19 protein-coding genes are annotated in these 15,296 nt (G+C 68.9%); 10 read left to right on the forward strand and 9 right to left on the reverse strand.

Going from position 1 to position 15,296, the window contains the following annotated elements; all coding sequences use genetic code 11:
• Nucleotides 1-52 precede the first annotated feature (52 nt).
• From AC1VXD_RS15850 to AC1VXD_RS15860, 3 genes are all read left to right on the forward strand, one after another.
• A complete protein-coding gene (locus AC1VXD_RS15850; protein WP_482992854.1) occupies nucleotides 53-643 on the forward strand; it encodes an HAD family hydrolase in 591 nt (196 codons plus the stop codon).
• A 25-nt stretch (nucleotides 644-668) separates the two neighbouring features.
• The gene (gene rnfB / locus AC1VXD_RS15855; RefSeq protein ID WP_150454818.1) at nucleotides 669-1,082 is read left to right on the forward strand and encodes an Rnf electron transport complex subunit RnfB; all 414 of its coding nucleotides are present in this window, start codon (nucleotides 669-671) and stop codon (nucleotides 1,080-1,082) included.
• 292 nt (nucleotides 1,083-1,374) lie between these two features.
• Nucleotides 1,375-1,731 carry a hypothetical protein gene (locus tag AC1VXD_RS15860; protein WP_482992841.1) on the forward strand — a complete coding sequence of 119 codons (357 nt, stop codon included), beginning with the start codon at nucleotides 1,375-1,377 and terminating at the stop codon, nucleotides 1,729-1,731.
• A gap of 64 nt (nucleotides 1,732-1,795) precedes the next feature.
• Here the strand turns inward: AC1VXD_RS15860 and AC1VXD_RS15865 are convergent, their stop codons facing one another.
• Nucleotides 1,796-2,143 carry a RidA family protein gene (locus tag AC1VXD_RS15865; RefSeq protein ID WP_108750666.1) on the reverse strand — a complete coding sequence of 116 codons (348 nt, stop codon included), beginning with the start codon at nucleotides 2,141-2,143 and terminating at the stop codon, nucleotides 1,796-1,798.
• A 195-nt stretch (nucleotides 2,144-2,338) separates the two neighbouring features.
• On the opposite strand from AC1VXD_RS15865, the gene mprF reads away from it, so the two are divergent.
• Nucleotides 2,339-4,903, forward strand: coding sequence for a bifunctional lysylphosphatidylglycerol flippase/synthetase MprF (mprF, locus tag AC1VXD_RS15870; protein WP_482992842.1), 2,565 nt, complete (start codon nucleotides 2,339-2,341; stop codon nucleotides 4,901-4,903).
• Nucleotides 4,904-5,047: 144 nt separating this feature from the next.
• On the opposite strand, the gene AC1VXD_RS15875 is transcribed toward mprF, so the two are convergent.
• The 4 genes from AC1VXD_RS15875 to AC1VXD_RS15890 form a co-directional block, all read right to left on the reverse strand.
• Nucleotides 5,048-6,394: a virulence factor family protein gene (locus tag AC1VXD_RS15875; RefSeq protein ID WP_482992843.1), complete on the reverse strand. Its 1,347-nt coding sequence runs from the start codon at nucleotides 6,392-6,394 to the stop codon at nucleotides 5,048-5,050.
• Nucleotides 6,395-6,472: 78 nt separating this feature from the next.
• Nucleotides 6,473-7,090, reverse strand: a complete 618-nt coding sequence (locus AC1VXD_RS15880) for a DUF998 domain-containing protein (protein WP_482992844.1) — start codon at nucleotides 7,088-7,090, stop codon at nucleotides 6,473-6,475.
• Nucleotides 7,087-7,272: an oxidoreductase-like domain-containing protein gene (locus tag AC1VXD_RS15885; protein ID WP_108769556.1), complete on the reverse strand. Its 186-nt coding sequence runs from the start codon at nucleotides 7,270-7,272 to the stop codon at nucleotides 7,087-7,089. The genes AC1VXD_RS15880 and AC1VXD_RS15885 overlap by 4 nt, the downstream gene beginning before the upstream one ends.
• Nucleotides 7,273-7,318: 46 nt before the next feature.
• Nucleotides 7,319-7,921, reverse strand: a complete 603-nt coding sequence (locus tag AC1VXD_RS15890) for an HD domain-containing protein (RefSeq protein ID WP_482992845.1) — start codon at nucleotides 7,919-7,921, stop codon at nucleotides 7,319-7,321.
• Between the two features lie 230 nt (nucleotides 7,922-8,151).
• Between AC1VXD_RS15890 and AC1VXD_RS15895 the strand changes: the two genes are divergently transcribed.
• Entirely contained in the window at nucleotides 8,152-9,303 is a 1,152-nt protein-coding gene (locus AC1VXD_RS15895; RefSeq protein WP_482992846.1) for a tetratricopeptide repeat protein, read from the forward strand.
• A gap of 7 nt (nucleotides 9,304-9,310) precedes the next feature.
• On the opposite strand, the gene AC1VXD_RS15900 is transcribed toward AC1VXD_RS15895, so the two are convergent.
• The gene (locus tag AC1VXD_RS15900) at nucleotides 9,311-9,646 is read right to left on the reverse strand and encodes a zinc ribbon domain-containing protein YjdM (RefSeq protein WP_482992847.1); all 336 of its coding nucleotides are present in this window, start codon (nucleotides 9,644-9,646) and stop codon (nucleotides 9,311-9,313) included.
• 397 nt (nucleotides 9,647-10,043) lie between these two features.
• Between AC1VXD_RS15900 and AC1VXD_RS15905 the strand changes: the two genes are divergently transcribed.
• From AC1VXD_RS15905 to AC1VXD_RS15915, 3 genes are all read left to right on the forward strand, one after another.
• Nucleotides 10,044-11,405 carry an Hsp70 family protein gene (locus AC1VXD_RS15905; protein WP_482992848.1) on the forward strand — a complete coding sequence of 454 codons (1,362 nt, stop codon included), beginning with the start codon at nucleotides 10,044-10,046 and terminating at the stop codon, nucleotides 11,403-11,405.
• A 228-nt stretch (nucleotides 11,406-11,633) separates the two neighbouring features.
• On the forward strand, nucleotides 11,634-11,927 hold the full coding sequence (locus tag AC1VXD_RS15910; protein ID WP_108747862.1) for a YkgJ family cysteine cluster protein: 294 nt from the start codon (nucleotides 11,634-11,636) through the stop codon (nucleotides 11,925-11,927).
• An 11-nt stretch (nucleotides 11,928-11,938) separates the two neighbouring features.
• On the forward strand, nucleotides 11,939-12,121 hold the full coding sequence (locus AC1VXD_RS15915; RefSeq protein ID WP_079222716.1) for a hypothetical protein: 183 nt from the start codon (nucleotides 11,939-11,941) through the stop codon (nucleotides 12,119-12,121).
• Between the two features lie 48 nt (nucleotides 12,122-12,169).
• Here the strand turns inward: AC1VXD_RS15915 and AC1VXD_RS15920 are convergent, their stop codons facing one another.
• From AC1VXD_RS15920 to AC1VXD_RS15930, 3 genes are read right to left on the reverse strand one after another with little or no spacing between them, the layout of a single operon-like run.
• Nucleotides 12,170-13,048, reverse strand: a complete 879-nt coding sequence (locus AC1VXD_RS15920; protein ID WP_482992849.1) for a DUF4097 family beta strand repeat-containing protein — start codon at nucleotides 13,046-13,048, stop codon at nucleotides 12,170-12,172.
• Nucleotides 13,049-13,059: 11 nt separating this feature from the next.
• A complete protein-coding gene (locus tag AC1VXD_RS15925) occupies nucleotides 13,060-13,602 on the reverse strand; it encodes a hypothetical protein (protein ID WP_482992850.1) in 543 nt (180 codons plus the stop codon).
• The gene (locus AC1VXD_RS15930) at nucleotides 13,599-14,177 is read right to left on the reverse strand and encodes an RNA polymerase sigma factor (RefSeq protein ID WP_482992851.1); all 579 of its coding nucleotides are present in this window, start codon (nucleotides 14,175-14,177) and stop codon (nucleotides 13,599-13,601) included. The genes AC1VXD_RS15925 and AC1VXD_RS15930 overlap by 4 nt, the downstream gene beginning before the upstream one ends.
• Before the next feature lie 122 nt (nucleotides 14,178-14,299).
• Between AC1VXD_RS15930 and AC1VXD_RS15935 the strand changes: the two genes are divergently transcribed.
• The gene (locus AC1VXD_RS15935; RefSeq protein ID WP_108769565.1) at nucleotides 14,300-14,479 is read left to right on the forward strand and encodes a hypothetical protein; all 180 of its coding nucleotides are present in this window, start codon (nucleotides 14,300-14,302) and stop codon (nucleotides 14,477-14,479) included.
• 35 nt (nucleotides 14,480-14,514) lie between these two features.
• Entirely contained in the window at nucleotides 14,515-15,108 is a 594-nt protein-coding gene (locus AC1VXD_RS15940; RefSeq protein ID WP_482992852.1) for a mechanosensitive ion channel domain-containing protein, read from the forward strand.
• The last annotated feature ends 188 nt before the right edge of the window (nucleotides 15,109-15,296 follow it).

Here is a 15,296-nt window from a genome sequence, read left to right on the forward strand (position 1 = left end):
CGCGCCCTCCACGCAGACCGCCACGGAAGGCATGGCCATGGGAGAGAGCAGGATGGAACTGGCGCTGTTCGATTTCGACCACACCGTCACCACCTGCGATACCTATGGCCGCTTCCTGCGCCGCGTGGCCACGCCCGAGCAGCTGGCGCGCGCGTGGTGGAAAGTCGGCCCCTGGCTGCTGGCCTACCGCCTGCGCATCATTTCCGCCGCGCGCATCCGCGCCCGCGTCACCCGGCTCACCTTCAGCGAACGCCACGCCGATGACATCACCACGCTGGCGGCCGGTTTCGCCCGCGAGGTGCTGCCCGAGGTGATGCGTCCGGAAATGCTGGAGCAGATCCGCTGGCACAAGGAACAGCAGCACACCGTGGTGATCGTGTCCGGTTCGCTGGACCTGTACCTCCGGCCGTGGTGCGAACAGCTGGGCCTGCAGCTGATCTGCAACCGGCTGGAAAGCCAGGATGGACGCCTGACCGGGCGCTATGCGGGCGGCGACTGCGCCCCGCGCAAGGTCGAGCACATCCGCCGCCAGTTCGACCTGTCGCGCTACCTGCGCATCCACGCCTATGGCGACAGCTACGAAGACCGCCCGATGCTGGCCCTCGCCCACGAGCGCTGGTACCGCGGTAGACCCCTGAAGTGATTTTGACGCGCAGCCTTCGCCACGCATGAGCCTGATCCCGCCCCTGACCGAACGTCTCGACCGCCTGCTGCCGCAGACCCAATGCGGGCAATGCGGCTACGACGGCTGCCGCCCGTATGCGCAGGCGATGGCTCGCGGCGAAGCGGGCGTGGACCGCTGCCCGCCCGGTGGCGATGCCGGCGCACGCGCGCTGGCGCAGGTGCTGGGCGTACCGGCCGTGCCGTTCGACCGCACGCGCGGCGAGCACAAGGCGCCGCAGGTCGCGCTGATCGTCGAAGCCGACTGCATCGGCTGCACCAAGTGCATCCAGGCCTGCCCGGTGGACGCCATCGTCGGCGGCGCCAAGTACATGCACACGGTGATTGCCGACCTCTGCACCGGCTGCGAGCTGTGCATCCCGCCGTGCCCGGTGGACTGCATCGACCTGGTGCAGCTGTAGCCGGGGTCGGATCCCTTTCCAATGCAAAGGGCTCTGACCCCGCTTCACCAGACATCCGTCGCAATCACCGCGCCCTGCGCGCCCCGCGCCCTCACGAAACAGGACGCACATCGCAGATTGCCCCGCTGCTCGTGGCACATGCGCCAGCCCACTGCGGCCTCTTACAGCCGCATGCCAGACTTCCGCAAACGTCCTGTGACGGGCCACCCCAAGCGGCTGGCCGGTTTTCAAGGCACGTTCCGCCCGCCACCGTGCCGTGGCGGCTACCGATTGACCTGAACGGAGCTATGCCATGACCCCTTCGGATGTTACCGACGACTGCACCTGCGACATCACCGATGCAGCGGACGAGATCGAGCGCCATCCCGACAGGCTGATGGCCCTGCTGCGGAAAATCAGCGCGGCTGCCGCCGTCGATGGATTCCCCTGGCCGGAAGGCTACCTGCTGCCCGGCGGCCATCTTGGCCTGACCGACGCAGACTGCACCCTGGTCGGCCTGCGCGTGGTGCAGGAACTCGTGCTCGCCGCCGAACGCACCCGCCAGGACGGCGAGGCCGACGAATACGTCGGCGACCGCATCATGGAAGGCCTGATGCAGGCCTGCATCGCTCTCTCCGCGCACGCCGCGACGAAAATTCGTCCGCACTGAACCAGAACGGGGTCAGAGCCCTCTCCTCGGAGAGGGATCCGATCCCGCTTCACGCAATCCCGGATTACGGCACGGCCGCGGTAATCACGATCTCGACCTTCCACTCGGCATGCGCCAGCTTCGCTTCGAACGTCGCACGCGCCGGGGTCGCACCTTCGACCACCCACTCATCCCACGCCTTGTTCATGCCATCGAAATCGGCGATGTCGGCCAGGAACACTTCCGCGCGCAGCACGTGCTGGCGGTCACTGGCCACCAGCGCCAGCAGCTTGTCGATCTCCGCCAGCACCTGCCGGGTCTGCCCGGTGATGTCCTGGCTGGTGTCTTCCGGGATCTGGCCGGAAAGGTAGGCGACCTTGTTGTGCACGGTCATCTCGGACATACGTGGTCCGACGTCGTAACGCTCCATCATGGGCGTGGCTCCTGCGGGGTGGACTGAACCCCATTCTCACCCAGCCGGGCGATGAAATGTGGCCTCCCGCACGCACATTCGTTGCCGCCAATCGCCGCACAGTGCCGGTGCTGGTCAAACGCCGGCGACAGGCGCACGATGCGCCACGTTCACGTTGACACCCCTCTTCCCCCCTGCTGTCGCATTCTTGCGCCGATGACCCCAGCCAACGACCCCACCACCGCTTCGCACACCCCGTCATGGAAGCGGGTCCTGACCATCGTCATCCCGCTGTTGATCCTGTCGCTGGCCCTGCACGGACTGGCCAACGAGTTCGACGAGCACGGCTACCGCGCCATCCGCGAAGCCTTCCACAAGCTGACCGGCACGCAGATCGCACTGACCGTGCTGCTGGGCCTGGCCAGCTATGCCTGCCTGATCGGTTTCGATGCCATCGGCCTGCGCCGCAGCGGCATCCGCGTGCATCCGGCGCGCGTGGGCATCACTGCCTTCCTCGCCCACACCCTGGGGCAGACGGTGGGCTTTGCCGCACTGACCGGCGGCGCGGTGCGCCTGCGCGGCTACCGCAGCGCCGGCCTCGACCTGGCGCAGATCGGCCAGGTGGTGCTGATGAGCACGCTGGGCTTCGTGCTCGGCGCCTGGCTGCTGATCGGTGTGGCGCTGTGCATGGAGCCGGCCGCTGCCGCACTGGCCCTGCCGCTGGACCCGGCCGCAGTGCGCGTGGTCGGCATCCTCGCCCTGCTCGCCTACGCCGCCACCGTGCTGCTGGTCGGCCGCAACGGTCGCCAATTCCACATCTTCGGCCATGGCCTGTGGCTGCCCGACCGCCGCACCATGCTCGGCGTCACCGTGCTCAGCGTGATCGAGCTGGTGCTGGCCAGCGCCGCGTTCTACGTGCTGCTGCCCGACTCGACCCCCACCGGCCTGCCCGGCTTCGTCGGCCTGTACCTGGTGGCGGTGCTGGCCGGCCTGGTGTCCACGGTCCCGGCCGGTCTGGGCGTGTTCGAGTGGAGCCTGCTGAAACTGCTGCCGCAGGTCGCCCCGGCCGCGGTGCTGGCGGCCGCGCTGATCTATCGCGTCACCTACTACGTGCTGCCGCTGCTGCTGGCCACCCTGCTCGCCCTCGCCCCGGCCCTGCGCCAGCCGCTGCAGGCCAGCGCCGGTGCCACCCGCGCCGGCTGGCATGCGCTGCGCCCGTGGCTGCCGCAGATCATCGCGCTGGCCGCCTTCAGCATCGGCGCCGCGCTGGTCATCGACGGCACGCTGCCGACACCGCGCCGCCATCTGCTCAACGCCTCGCTGCCGATCCTGGAAACCTCGCACCTGATCGGCAGCCTCGGTGGCGTCGTCCTGCTGCTGATCGGCCAGGGCCTGGCCCGGCGCAGCCATGCGGCCTGGATCCTGGCGATGGCGGTGTGCGTGATCACGCCGCTGCCGCTCTGGCTGCGCGGCGGCCAGCCGCTCATCGCCGTGTCTGCGCTGCTGGTGGCGATGGCGCTCTGGGCCGCGCGCCGCGAGTTCTACCGCCAGGGCGCGCTGCTGGATGAAGCGTGGTCGTGGCCGTGGCTGCGCAACCTGGGCCTGGTGCTGGTCGCGGTCACCTGGCTGCTGTTCTTCACCTACAGCCACGTCGAATACCAGAACGAGCTGTGGTGGCAGTTCGCGGTATCGGGCAATGCCCCGCGTGCGCTGCGCGCGTTGCTGGTGGTGGCCATCGCGCTGGTGATGTTCGGCCTGGCCCGCCTGCTGCACAGCACGCGCACGCCCCTCCCTGCCGCCGACAATGCCACCCTGCAGGCGCTGGCCCCGGTGCTGGCCAACGCCACTGATACCCAGGCCTGCCTGGTGCTGACCGCCGACAAGGCGGTGCTGCGCGACGAGGCGAAACAGGGCTTCGTGATGATGCAACGCTATGGCGGCTCGCTGATCGCGATGGGCGATCCGGTCGGCCCGCCCGACGTCGCGCGTGCGCTGATCTGGCGCTTCCGCGAGGAAGCCGACCGCCTCGGCCTGCGCCCGGTGTTCTACCAGGTGGGCGAGGCGTACTGGCAGACGTATCTGGATCTCGGCCTGGGCCTGGTCAAGCTGGGTGAGGAAGCCATCGTGCCGCTGCACGACTTCGGCCTCGAAGGCCGCGAGCGCGCCGACCTGCGCCAGGCCTGGAACCGCGGCAAGCGCAGCGGCCTGTCGTTCCGCGTAGCGCCGGTGGAAGACATTCCCGAGCTGCTGCCGCGCCTGCATGCCATTTCCAACGCCTGGCTTGACGACAAGGCCGGTGACGAAAAGGGCTTCTCGCTGGGCAGCTTCGATCCGCAGTACCTGGTGCGCTTCCCGGTGGCGCTGGTCGAGGTCGAGGGCGAGATCGTGGCCTTCGCCAACCTGTGGCAGGCACCGGCCGGTGCCGAGCTGTCGGTGGACCTGATGCGCCACGTCAACGAGGCACCGAAGGGCACAATGGATTTCCTGTTCATCGAGCTGTTCCTGTGGGGCCGCGCGCAGGGCTATGCGCGTTTCTCGCTGGGCATGGCGCCGCTGTCCGGGTTGGCCCAGCACCGCCTGGCGGGCCGCTGGAACCGCTTGGCCGGGTTGCTGGCGCGGCATGGCGAACGCTTCTACGGCTTCAGCGGCCTGCGCCGGTTCAAGTCGAAGTTCGCCCCACAGTGGCGCCCGCGCTACCTCGCCGCACCCGGCGGCATGCACCTGCCGGCGGCGCTGCTGGATGCCACGCGGTTGATTTCGCTGGACCCGCGCCGCGGGTGATCGCGTGTTCCGCCGGGCATGGCCCGGCGCTACCCCGGTGGGTGCGCACCCACCCCGATGGGTGCGAACCCACCCCGGTGGGTGCGAACCGTTGGTTCGCACGCTCTACGCCGGGCATGGCCCGGCGCTGCCTGTGGGTGCGGTTTACGCGCCGCCCTTGAGGATCACTTCGGCCAGGCGGTCGTAATCACCATTGAAGTGATGGTCGCCCGGCAGCTTCACCTTCTGCACTGCCTCGCTGGCGGGCAGATCCGGGCACAGCGCATCCTCATCCTTTTCGCCGTACACGCACAGTGTCCTGCCCGCCGGCAGCCTGGCCACTTCCGGTGCGATCGGCAGGCCATCGCCACCACCGCCCAGCCAGTTACTGACGTGGAATTCGAAATCGGCCTTGCGCCCCACCGACAGCAGGGCGATGCGCTCCACACTCTCGCGGGTGCCTGCATCAAGCTGGTTGATGGTGGCCGGCAACACGTCGGCGCCCTGCGAGAAGCCGACCAGCATCACCTTGTCGCGGTGCCACTGCTGCCGGTAGTGGGCGATGATCTTCTGCAGGTCGGCGGCAAAGCCCTTGGGCGTGCGCTCGCTCCAGAAATAGCGCAGCGAATCGATGCCGACAACGGCCACGCCATGCTCGCTCAGCGAGGCGGCAACGTTCTTGTCCAGGCCGGCCCAGCCGCCGTCGCCCGACACGAAGATGGCCAGGGTGTCGCCGTTGCCGGTGGCCGGCACTTCCACCACCGGCAATCCCTTCAACGCATCCGGCGGCGGTGCCAGGCTCACGCCGGCCTGCGCGCCCACCACCCGTGCCGCAGCCACCAGGCCCGGCGAGGCATCGCCGCGCGCGGTGCGCTTGAACTCACGCGCCATCGCCACCTGCTGCACGAACGGGCTGGCCTGGCCGGCCTGGCAGGCGTTGCCGCCGGCCGCGCTCAGCCACGGGAAATTCAGTTCGGCCGGCTGCAGCCGGTTGTGCTTCACGCCATCGCCGCAGACCATGCGCTCGTGGCTGTGCCCAGGGCAGAAGCCGGTGGTCAGCAGGCCGGCAAAGACCTGGGTATCGGCCTGCGCGGCCAGCGTGTAGGCCATCTCCGCACCTTCGCCATCACCGCCAACCAACGGCAGGTGATAACCCGGCAGGTGCAGCGATGCCTGCAGCCAGCGCGAGAAATTCTCGACGTCGCCGGCACCGAACGAGCAGGTCGGATCACCTTCGCGCTTCAGTACGCCACGCAGGTGGGTGATGTCCACGGCGGCAACGAGAGCGCCATCGGCACGCAGGGCCTCGATCGGCAGGCGGCTGGTATCGCCACCGGCGGTCGGCTCATGGAACCAGATCACCACCCGCTGCGGGGTTCCTGCCGGCATGTGCACCGGTATCTGGTCGAAGCGCCCGTGGCTGAACTGCTGCACGTTCGCTGCCGCCATGGCCGGCAACGCCGCCAGCGCCAGCACCACACCCATTGCCCTGCCCAGCCCTGCACGCTTCATATCGCATCCCCGGTGGAATGCGCACACGATACGCCGCCACCGCGTGCACGGCACGTACCCGTGCAGGCCGTTGGCGGTTCAGCGGGACGCGCTGCGGCTACCCCGCTGGTACATCGCCACCGCCAGCCACAGCAGCCAGCTGACGATCACCACGATCACCGTTTTCTGGCCCAGCCCACGCGGCGGACCTGCCCGCCACAGCACGTGCAGCCACAACAGGGCAAAGGCCAGCCACGCCCAGCCCCACAGCAGGGCCGCACTGCGCTGCCAGCCCGGTTCGCGGCGCAGGTACCAGGCCTGCAGCAGCATGCCCACGCTGGCGCACAGGAAGGCGGTGTTGGCGGCCACGCCATGCACCAGTGGCGCCAGCAGTGGCGTCGCCTCGGGCAGCCAGCTGTCGCCGATGGACACGGTGGCCAGGCCGAGCGCGGCCACGGTGAACAGCAGCGGTGCGGCGCCACTGCGGCGCGGGCCCGTGCTGTGCCGGTACAGCGCAATGCCGAGCACGGCGATGGCCAGCGCCAACAGGCAGTAGGCACTGCGCAGGGCCAGTCCCCAGGGTCCGTGCAGGTAGATGCTCAGGGTGGTCTGCACCCAGTCCAGGTCACTGCGCGCGAACTGGGTCCACAGCGCGGTGGTGATGAACAGCAGCAACGCGACCATGGCCAGCAATGCCGCCGGCCGCGCGCGCGTCATGACGCCTCCTGCGGATGCCGCGCCTTCCATTCGGCCAGCGCCTTGCGGTAGCGCTGCAGCTCGTCGGAATACAGGTCGAGCACGCACAGCGGGCAGCCGCTGCCGCAGCACTCGTTGGGGCCGGGTTCTTCCGGCGGTAGCGGACGCGGATCGGGATCAGGCGCAGACACGGGGTCGGTCACGGGCAGGCACGGCGTTGCAGACAGGCACCCAGTGTAACGGTCCCGCTCAGGCGTCCAGCTGCCGCTGCAGGTTGGCGCGCGCCGCCGCATCCAGCCGCTGGTGGAAGAAGTCGCTGAGGAAGATGCGCGGCGCGCGCAGCAGGCCCTGCAGGAAGCGGCGGCGGCCGGCGCGGTAGAGGAAGCCCGGCACCACGCCTTTATACTCCTCGGCCACGCCGCGGTCGTAGGCGGCGAACACCGCTTCGGGAGCCGCCAGGATGGCCATATCGCAATCCAGGAACAGGGCCGCCTCGGCATCCACGTCGTCCGGTCCCAGTTCGCCGTGGCGCGCGGTCAGCAGGATCAGCTGCTCCACCCGCGCGGCATCGATGCCCGACAGCTCCGGCGCATGCGCGATGGCCCTGCGCGCCAGCTCGGCCGAGCGCGCTTCGTTGTCCTTGCGCCCCGCCTGGTAAATAGCGTCGTGGTACAGCACCGCCAGATACACCTCGGCGGGCTGCTGCCAGCCCGGTCCGGCCGCGACGTCCTGGCAGTGCTGCAGCACCGCGCGCACGTGGCCGAAGTGGTGGTAGGCGCGCGGCGGCGTGGCGTAGGCATCCTGCAGCGTCTGCCACTGCGCCGGTGCAAGCGGGATCGGGGCGAAGTCCATGCAGGGATCATCCCGCCCACAGGCGCCGCGGGCAAGCTGGACAATTTTTCACCAGTCGCTCACATCGCCCGCCGAACAAGGCTGGCAAGAGGTTGTCCACAGCTTTGTCGCGGGCTGGTCCACACCGCATGTGGATGAACGCGGACGGCCGACAAATGGTTGATGCCGTCCCACCCGCGCGGGTCTACACTGCCGGCAGGCGGGCCTGCCCGCCGCCGCAGGATACTGCCATGCGCCGTCTTGCCGCTTGTTGCCTTGCGCCTTTGCTGGCTGCCACGGGCGTGTCAGCCGCCCTGGCCCAGGATCCTCCACCGCCCGCCCCCCAAGTGGCGCCGGCCGCACCGGTTGCGGTGGCCAGCGTGCCGACACCGGAGCAGGTGCTGGCCATTCCCGCGCCGCTGCGGCAGATGCTGCAGACGCGGGTGATCGCCCGCCACAGCTCGCGCGAGCAGCGCCTGCAGGCGCTGGCCGAAATGATCTTCGGTGCGCATTCGCTGGACCTGCAGTACGACCCGACGGCGACCTACACGCTCACGGAAATCTGGCAGAAGCGCCAGGCCAACTGCCTGACGTTCACCCTGCTGTTTGCCACTCTGGCGCGCGAAGCCGGCATCCAGGCGCGTGTGCAGGAGGTGGATCGCGTGGTGTCCTGGTACCAGGACCAGGAACAGGGCGTGGTCTACAGCGTGGGCCACGTCAACGTGGGGATCATGGTGGACGGTCGCGGCGGCACCGTCGACCTCGACCGCAACATCCTCTACGACCGCCGCGGCCCGCACCCGATCTCGCTGGACCGCGCACTGGCGCACTTCTACAACAACCGCGGCGCCGAGCGCATGACCGCGGGCGACACGATGGGGGCACGCGCGTTCTTCACGGCGGCACTGGCGCGCGCGCCGGATTTCGCGCCGACCTGGAACAACCTCGGCGTCCTCGACAGCCGCGAAGGTCACGTCGCGGGTGCGCGCGCCGCATTCGAGAATGCACTGCGACTGGATGGCCGCGAGGATTCGGCGCTGATCAACGCCAGCGTGCTGTATCGCCGCCTGGGCCTGGTGACGCAGGCGCAGGCGCTGGAGCAGCGTTTGAAGGCGGTGCAGCGCGACGATCCGTTCGCGCAGTACATGGCCGGTGCTGCCGCGGAGCGCAACGGTGACCTGGCCACGGCCATCCGCCATTACCGGCGCGCGGTGCAGCTGTACGACAACGCGCACCAGTTCCATTTCGGGCTGGCGCGCGCGTATTTCCTCTCGGGACAGCTGGCCCGTGCCGACCGCGAACTGACGCGGGCACGTTCGCTGGGTGGCAGCGTCAACCAGCAGCGCTACCAGGCCAAGCTGGATGGCCTTTCGCGCCTGCGCACGCAGCAGGCACGACGCTGAGCGCGGCTCATGCCTTTTTGAGGAAGCAGGTCTTCAGCACCAGGCCCATGATCTTGTCCGAGTTGCCTTCGACATGTTCGGCATCGTCCTCGACCAGGCGGATGTTGCGGATGACGGTGCCCTGCTTGAGCGGGATGGACGAGCCCTTGACCTTCAGGTCCTTGATGACGGTGACCGTGTCGCCGGCCTGCAGGGTGTTGCCGTTGCTGTCACGCACGATGAGGGAGGTGCCGGTGCCCTCCTCGGCGGTCCACTCGAAACCGCAGTCGGCGCAGATCCACAGCGCGCCATCGGCATAGGTGTTTTCCAGGGTGCACTGCGGGCAAGCGGGAGCGGAAGACATCAGCAAGTGCCTCAAAATGAATCAACAACCGCCATTGTAACCGGCGGATCCGTGCTTCCATTTTTTCCTGCGTGTGGCGCCTTGATTGATATCGCATGGGCGGGACGGACAGGGGCCGCCGGGACACGTGGTAAATACGTCCATGTAGCTCGTAGGCGCCATCCGTGGCGCCTACGGTCCCGACGGCCCCTCTCCGTCCCGCCTTGGACAGTTTCCCGCGTCGGCGGCAGGGACAATCAGGAGCGTAGGTTCTTGCTTTTCCATCTGTTGCCGCGATCAGGGAAACTGTCCAGAGCCGAGGGGGCGCTGAACCCACCCGAAGCAGAGGGCGAACTTGCAGGAAGACCCGAACTGCAGCAGAGTGCGCGGCCCCCCCCGCCCGCCCCCGGACCTCCCCATGCGCCTTGGCATCGACTTCGGTACCAGCAACTCCGCCGCCGCCATCGTCCGCGATGGACAGCTGCTGCCGATCCGCTTCGGCGAAGCGGAACAGTTCCGCACCAGCGTGTATTTCCCCGGCGTGGTGCCTGATCCGGACGACTTCCAGCTCGATGCCGGCCAGGAACACGAACTGCAGCAGATGATCGACAGCGCCGCGCGTGCCGCCCGCGCCGCCGGCCAGGAACGCCCCCCGCAGGCGCTGCGCCGCGAAGCCCTGCGCGCCCTGCGCCGCGAATGGATGGAAGCCCGCGCCGGCCAGGAACGCAGCGCCAGCGACCTGCTGCAGAACGCCATCTACGGCGATGACGCCCTGGAAGCCTATTTCGAGGAACACGAAGGCAACCTGGTGCAGAGCCCGAAGTCGATGCTCGGCTACAACCTGCACCCGCGCGCGCGCCAGACCATCACCGGCATCGCCGCGCACATCCTCGAACACATCCGCCTGACTGCCAGCGCCCAGCTCGGCCAGCCGCTGCGCGCGGCCCTGCTCGGCCGTCCGGTGCAGTTCCGCAGCTCGATCGGCGCCGCCGGCAACGACCAGGCGCTGGACATCCTGCGCGAGGCCGCCACCCAGGCCGGCTTCGACCAGATCGATTTCCTCGAGGAACCAGCCGCGGCGGCCATGCACTACCACGCCGAAAGCCGTGAGCGGCACCAGGCCGTCATCGTCGACATCGGCGGCGGTACCACCGATATCGCCCACGCCGAAGTGGGTGGCGATGCCGCCCCGCGCATCCACCGCGCCTGGGGTATCGCCCGCGGCGGTACCGATATCGACCTGTCGCTGAGCCTGTCCAGCTACATGCCGCTGTTCGGCCGTGGCGTCACCCGCGTGCCCGCCCACCACTACGTGGAAGCGGCCACCGTGCAGGACATGACCCGCCAGCGCGACTTCCGCCAGCACAAGTACGACCATGTCGACGATCCGTGGGGTTCGCGCCTGCAGGCGCTGCAGGACACCGGCAATACCGCGCGCCTGTACCGCGACGTCGAACGCGCCAAGATCGCGCTGAGCAGCAGCCCCAGCCACCGCAGCACGCTGGACTACATCGCCCGCGATCTGCACGCCGACAGCAGCACCGAAGGCCTGGCCACGGCCGCCTCGGGCTACCTGACCCAGATCCGCGAACTGCTGGCCCAGGTCCGCAGCGACATCGGCGGCGACCCGGATGCGGTGTTCCTGACCGGCGGCATGTCCCGCGCCGGCTACCTGCGGCAGGCTGCCGCCGAGGCCTTCCCGGGCGCCCGCACGGTTCACGGCGAACCCTCGCTGGGCGTCGTCCAGGGCCTGGCGCTCGCGGCAGCCAGCCGGGATTAACAAAACGTTACGCAGAGTTTGCTACCCTCGGTAGGCTTGATAGGGCTCTACCTTCCGCCGGCTGCGCCGGTGTGTGTACCCGGGTAGGGCCCGGCCCGCGTCGCGGGCCTTGCGGCCATGCCTTCTGGCTCGTTCATGGTCCGCGTACTACCCGAGCCGCCATCGAGACCCGCTTTGGGCACCCGCCTGGCCCCTGTGGCCGCACAACCTGAAGAAACACCTGCACCCATCGACTGCCGCCGTTGTGACGCGGTCTGTTGCCGGTTGCCCGTGCTGCTGCAGGCCGGCGACGACGTGCCCCGCCAGTATACCTCGCGCGACAGGCACGGCCGTGCCGTGATGGCGCGCAATGACGAGGGCTGGTGCGCGGCGATCGATCCCTATCACCTGCGCTGCACGATCTATTCGCAGCGCCCGGCGATCTGCCGCCAGTTTTCGATGGGTGGCGACGACTGCCGCCGCGAGCGGCAGGATTACCTGCGCCAGGCCGATGCCTGGTCGCTTTCCTCCCCTTCCACCTGACAGGAGCAACCATGCCCCGCAAGGCAAAGACCCCCGCGAAGGCTACCAACAGCATCCGCAGCGAACGCAAGGGCGCGGCCGCCAGCACCACGGTCAGCAGCGATTCGATTGCGTCCGATCTGGCCGCGTTCCGCAAGAGCGGTGGCAAGATCGAAGTGCTTGGCACCACCTGGGCGCTGAAGAAAGCCAGCTGACCCACCCTGACCGCGGCGGCGCTGCCGCCGCGGCCTGCCGGGCCGCGCTCAGCGGTCCAGGCTGACCCGCACGCTGCCCGAATGCGACTGGATGCGGATGTCACCATCACCGCCACCCAGCTTCGTGTCCAGGCTGCTGCCAGGCCCATAGCGCGGCCGCTCCACCGTGCCGGCATCACTGTTGATCGAGCCGGCGAAGCTGTTGACCGACAGCTGTGCCGAGACCTTGACCGGCAGCCGCAGGTTCACCGATGCACTGACCGACTCGACGTTGATGCGCCCCCCCGGCGCCAGGCCGGAGGTGGACAGATCGATGCCGCCCGAGACCGTCTCCACCGCCAGGCGCTGGACGCGGCCGGCATCCACGCCGACCCGACCGGACACCGTCTGCGCACCAATATCCCCAGACACGCCGCCACCGGCATCGATGCGGCCACTGACCGTGTTCACGTCCAGGCGCGGCGTCTGCAGTTTGGCGATGACATTGCCGCTGACCGTGTTGAGCTTGCTGTCGCCACTGCGTCCGGCCGCGGTCAGGCTGCCGCTGACCGTATCGGCCTGCAGCCGTCGCACGTCGATGCCACTGATGTCCTGGTCGGCACTGACCGTACTCAGCAGCAGTTCCGATGCGCGCGGGACATTCAGGACCAGCGTCGCCGTGCCGCTGGTGTGGCGGCGCGGATACTCCACTTCCCAGCGCACGCGGTTGGCGCTCTTTTCCTGGCGCAGCTGCAGGCCATCGCCGAGGCTGCCGGTCAGCTGCACCTCGTTGCGGTCCCAGCCGCGCACGGTGACCTTGCCAGCCACGTTGCTCAGCTCGATGCGGCCACCACTGGCCAGGGTATGGCGCTCATCGACGCGGGTGTCGGCCAGGGCCAGCGAGGGCAATAGCAGCAACGCAGCGCAGAGCGGAAAAAGGGATCGCATGGGGTATCTCCTCAGGTTGTCATTCCGGCCGCGGCGGCCTGCGCCGCCTGCCGGGTCAATTCCAGCCGCAGCGCGTAGGTACGCTTGAGCTGTCCAAGCAGGTGCGGTGCGCGCGGATCCTGCGCCAGCGCGGCACGGATCTGTGCCGCGCTTTCATCCAGTTCGTGCAGGGCCGGCTGCCAGGCCGCCGCGCGGCCACCGGGCAGCGATGCCACGGCCTGCCGGTACTGCTCGGTCATGGCCGCCGCCTGCAGCTGCAGGGTCGATGGTGCTGGTGCCTGCAGCGGCGCCTGTCGCCACGGTGCCACTGCATAGACGGCCAGGCTGGCGGCGAGCGCCGCGCCCAGCGGCAGCCACCCGCGCAGACGGCGGCGCTGCGGCAGGACGACGACGTTGCCTGCGCGCTCCACCTCGACGGGTGCGGCCTCGCGTGGTGGCAGCTGCGCCGCCAGGCGCGCCCAGCCATCGGCGGGGGGCGTGCGCTGTTGGGGCAGCGCGCGCAGCCGCGCCTGCAGATCGGGGTCTTGGTCGTGATCGGTTTCGTGGGTACTCATGTCATGTCTCCCAGACGCGCGCGCAACATTCCACGCGCGCGGTGCAGCTGTGCCTTGGAACTGCCGACGGCCATCTGCAGCTGTTCGGCGATCTCCTGGTGTTTCCAGCCCTCGATGTCGTGCAGTACCAGTACCGCACGGGCGCGTGGTGGCAGCGTCGCCAGCGCGCGCTCCAGGTCGCGCTCGGTGCCGGCGCAGCGATCGTGCACGGCCAGCTCCTGCAGGCCGCCGTCGACATCCTCCAGGCTGTCGTGGTCCTGCCCGGCAGCGCGACCGCGCAGTTCCATCAGCGCCGCGTTCACGCCCAGCCGGTGCAGCCAGGTGGCCAGGCTGCTTTCAAAACGGAAACCCGGCAGCGCCTTCCACGCCTGCAGGAAGGCTTCCTGCAGCGCATCCTCGGCGCGCGCCTGCTGGCCGCCACACAGCCGCCACAGCACGGCGAACACACGCGGCGAGTGCCGCCGGTAGAGCTGTTCATAGGCCGCCATGTCTCCGGCGGCCGCGGCCCGCACCAGGGCGGGATCGTCGACGGCGTCGTTGGCGGCAGGCAGCGCGGGCATGGTGGTGTCGAGCATATCGCTTGGATGCGGCGACCCGGAAAAAGGTTTAAGCCCGATTGACGGCAGCCGCATTGCAACCTTTTCGGTGCCGGCTGCATCCATGCAGGGTCCTTGATGAAAATTCCCGGAGTCCTGCCATGTCCAGCCCCTCCTGCGCCGCCCTGCTGGTGATCGTCGCCTGCGTCGTGCTGCAGGCCCTGGACCTGTCGCTGCAGCTGCGCGCAGACAGCGGCCAGGCCTGCGTGCATCAGCATCGCCAGGCCCTGGTCTGCGTCGCCTGGTCCGGATCGGTCGAAACCCCGGCACGCGCCGGGTAACATCAAGGGTCGTTAACGCCAGATGCTGTCGCCCCATGATGTTGTCGCTGAAAGACCACCTGCCCGCCTGGAGCCACCCGTGGCTGCACTACATCGGCATCGCCCTGCAGATCGTGCTGGTGCTGGTGGTCGCCTGGCTGCTGCGGGTGCTTGCCGGCCGCCTGATCCGCCGCTTCGCCGAGCACTACACGCTGCCGCCGGAGATGGCGATGGGCGCGCGCCGGATCATCAGCTTCGTGGTCTATTTCAGCGCGCTGCTGTACATCCTCAGCCTGCTGGGTGCTTCGCCCTCGGTGCTGTGGACGGCCTTCACCGGTTTTGCCGCAGTGGGTGCGGTGGCGTTCTTCGCGGCGTGGAGCGTGTTGTCCAACATCTTCTGCACGCTGCTGATCTTCACCACGCGCCCGTTCCGCCTGCATGACTACATCGAGGTGCTGGAGAACGGCGAGAAGCCGGGCCTGAAGGGCCGGGTGATCGACGTGAACCTGATCTACACGACGCTGCAGGAAACCGGTAACGGCCACGAGGGCACGGTGCTGCAGCTGCCGAACAACCTGTTCTTCCAGCGCACGGTGCGGCGCTGGCGCGATCCCTCGCACGCGCCGGGTGGCATCCAGGGCGACGGCTGAGGGAAGGTTTTTCCTTGCAGGGCTGCGCCCTGCACCCGCTCAATGCAACGTCAACGTCAACGTCAAAGGCTGGCATTCCGCGGGATGGCGGGGTGGGTCCGGTTGAGGGGGACGCCGTGAACCCGTCCATGGGGGCTTGGTCGCGGCATCCATGCCGCTCACACCCCTTCAACCCGACCCACCCCCCC

It is taken from the genome of Stenotrophomonas sp. STEN054 (assembly GCF_056854535.1).